The following is a 2,906-nucleotide window of genomic DNA, read 5'->3' as shown; positions in this document are numbered from 1 at the left end:
GAATGCAAACAATCACTAAAGTTATTTTAAAGTTTTTTGAAGCCTTTCTTCCGGAGGGTGGGGCTTCTGATGCGAGAGTGCGACCGAAGTTGGTCGGTGATCCTGTTGCGCGACAGTCGCCCCGGCCAAAACGCTCTGCTCGTCGGCAGACTGAGCACCAGAAAACCCACGCCCCCTAGCCGATTGCCCGTGAGGCGATCCTGCACAGGTAAAAGAATCAGTACCTCACCGCCCCTCTTCCGCCGCTAGGGGCTGCTCATCGATCTATGATGGACCAATCGATCAGGTCGACCGAACGCTGAAGTATCGCCTTGGCCAGAATCGGACTGGGTGAAGCGGCAATGACGTGTCCCATGCGGTCTCTCCAATCGCCTCTCCTAACAATCAGGTCCTTGGATGCAACGTACAGTTCAACTTCTACAACACCTGGTATAGCAGCCGCTAATTTGTCGCCTTCGATCCAATCGAGAATGCCGTCGCGATCCGGAACGAGGATCCGTGTGGCCACGGTGTGCGAATGCCTACTGCGCAAGTCCCATTCGTTGCCGATGACGAGCTTGATATGTTCCGCGACGAGATCGACACCATAGGCTAGCCGGACTATCCGAGGAGTGATACCCTCCGCTAGACGCGGATTGACTTCAATGACGACTGGGCCACGGTTTGTCCACCTGAATTCTATATTTGCCGGTCCCCATCCAAGTCCGAGAGCCTCCAGACAGCTCAGCGAAACGTCGGCTATACAATTGCGTTCATCATCGCTGAGCAGGGCCGGAAAGATGCTCTCACGAAACACGAAATGTGGGGGGGCTTCGAACTCAGCGGCAGTAACACCAACTACTGACTTGCCCATTATCTCGGCTTCGTAGTATGGACCTTCTGCGAATTGTTCGACAAGCATCCTACGGGGGGGGCGCGAAATTCGCTTCCCGCTGCCCAACAAGTATGTTGTATGTTGCGTTAGCTCATCAAGGTTGCGGCACAATCTGACACCGGTGCTACCGTTGCCGACAGCTGGCTTAAGAACTACCGGCAGCCCAATCTCTGCGGCAGCGCTTTCTACCTCCGTCGCATCTGCTGCCAATCGATAAAGGGGAATGGGAACGCCAGCCTCCTCGAGGATCTGACGTTGAGTGAACTTGTCGCAGCATCGTTCAACAGACTCGGGATTCGGCCCCGGGAGACCGAAATGTCGGCAGAGCCTACCAACTGTCACATATACAATCTCCCCGCGGCTCACAAAGCCAGTAATTCCAGCAATGTCATAGGTAGTACCTAGTCGTGAGCACTCATGAACCAGCGCATTGATGTCGTCTGTATCGACGCGGACGGCATCATTCCCTTCCGCAGCAAGATATGTGTACTTAGCTGGATCAGCCGATAGTGTGACTGGATGAAGGCCAAGACGCTTGGCTGCTTGCATATAAAGAGGTCCGTTGCTTGAACCTTCGATCAGGATGAGCGCTCTTGCCATTGCTATTGACCCTCGGATAAGTGCGACACGGCGGCCCGAGCGAATTCAACCAACTGTGGGCCTGCGGTGAGGTAGCATTTTCGAGGACGTTTATTTGCAAAGAGATGGTAAAGTTACTTGAAGATATTGTTTCAATGTGGCTGAGCCAATTCACCCGCCGCCCGCCTTTCGACCAGGAAGCCCCGAGACGAAAACACGGAGGGTATCCAACCCGCGGACGAGAGTCTGGTCAACCGTCGTCTCTGAGCTCCATCCCCGACCGTGTGCAGTTCCAGCCAGTCCGACTGCTTTGCCGCCATGACGCTGGCCAACAAAGGTGGATCTGGGCCATACTGACGTCGTTAGTCGCATCATAAGCGCGCTGACCGAAGCGGGCTTCTCTAATTGCGATTGGTCTAGCGTTCTGTACCCACGCCTCGGGAACGAAGCCAAGGCAACGCGCACCGTCGAGTTGGCCGCCTCCTGTGGGCACGTCGTTGACGAGCCTCGGCCCAGTCCGCTGTACACCGGGGCTGGGCCACGGTGGGAAACTCACTATTTACGCGCGAGATGGCCGCCACGACCACGGGTAGCTTCCCACCACCTACGATAGAGAGCGAGAGCGGGATCTACGCGCCTCAGTCGCAGCGGCCTGAACTTAGCGTTATGCCAGGGTCAGCTACGCCTTGGCTCCGGCTCGAGGGGGTTGTTGCTGGGAGCGATTCGCGACATTATCTGGAAGGCGCATCGAATGTGCCATCGGCGGACGCGAAAATCTTGATCCGAAGCCTGGCGGAGCGCCGAGGTGCATCTCGCGAGTGTACATGCGCACAAATCTTTACAATAGATTCACGGAACTTTTGCGCTGACGCTGGTACTCTTCAGCACGAGCATGACAAAAGAACGCGAAAAAGGTGACACCGATTAACGCTCGTGACTTGGCCATCACCGAGAGGCAATACCAAATGACAAATAGAGCGCTCATTCTGCTAGAAGGCCACAGGAGCATCGGTCTGCCCTACGTGAAAGCGGCCCAGAGTCTTGGGCTTCATACAATTACCTTGTCGGCTGATCCAGCTCAGTACACATATCTTGCTGCGGAAGGGATTGATGCCGTCCGCGTCGATACAGACGACATCGATGCGCTGGTTCATGAATGTTCCCGACTAGGTACTACCTATGACATTCGTGGTATCACTGGCTTCTCGGGGCTCGACGAGTCGATCTATGCGACAGTTGGCAAGCTTTGTCGGCATTTCGGTCTTCCGGGACCGAACCCCGCATCGGTTGAACGATGCTGCGACAAGTTCACTCAACGTCAGCTTCTAGCGGAGGCTGGGATTGCTATGCCTGCTTACCGCTTGGCAGTGGATGCTATGGAGGTAGAAAGCGCTGCCGCAGAGATTGGGCTGCCGGTAGTTCTTAAGCCAGCCGTCGGCAGCGGGAGCTGCGG

General features: G+C 55.6%; 2 protein-coding genes. One reads left to right on the top strand and one right to left on the bottom strand.

What is annotated here, in order from left to right; genetic code table 11:
* Positions 1 to 256: 256 nt before the first annotated feature.
* A complete protein-coding gene (locus EN964_RS30695; RefSeq protein ID WP_127266827.1) occupies positions 257 to 1,474 on the bottom strand; it encodes an acetyl-CoA carboxylase biotin carboxylase subunit family protein in 1,218 nt (405 codons plus the stop codon).
* Positions 1,475 to 2,418: 944 nt separating this feature from the next.
* On the opposite strand from EN964_RS30695, the gene EN964_RS30690 reads away from it, so the two are divergent.
* On the top strand, positions 2,419 to 2,906 hold a 488-nt coding region (locus tag EN964_RS30690; protein ID WP_373565080.1), incomplete at its 3' end, for an acetyl-CoA carboxylase biotin carboxylase subunit family protein.

This window comes from Mesorhizobium sp. M7A.F.Ca.CA.001.10.2.1 (assembly GCF_003998575.1).
In the GTDB taxonomy this organism is placed as follows: Bacteria; Pseudomonadota; Alphaproteobacteria; order Rhizobiales; family Rhizobiaceae; genus Mesorhizobium.
This window is presented reverse-complemented; position numbering and strand designations above follow the sequence as displayed.